The sequence below is a fragment of the Janthinobacterium foliorum genome (assembly GCF_978021625.1).
Window position 1 is genome coordinate 1 of record NZ_CDXDQE010000119.1, and the last position, 255, is coordinate 255.

The 255-nt window shown below is 59.2% G+C and carries 1 protein-coding gene; it reads right to left on the bottom strand.

Annotated elements, in window-relative coordinates; genetic code table 11:
- Positions 1-255: hypothetical protein (locus ACZ92H_RS29785; protein WP_465052408.1), on the bottom strand; the 255-nt coding region annotated here is incomplete at both ends.

Consider the following 255-nt stretch of genomic DNA (forward strand, 5'->3'; position numbering starts at 1 on the left):
CGGCGCCCAGCAGTGCGCCCGGGTCAAGGAATGAAACTTGCCCGGCCTTGTCGTGCTTGACCTTGCTCTTGTCGCCGATCAGGCCAAACTCTTCCAGTTTTCGAGCTGAGCGCTTGGTGGTGCGGCCCTGGTACAAGTTCTGGTATGCACTCATCAGTGAGGTGCCGACGCGGTTGCCGCTCATTTCCTGCACCAGCGGTTCCATCTGGTAGTAAAAGGCATCATCTTTCAAGCCCTTGGCCGCGATGCCACCCG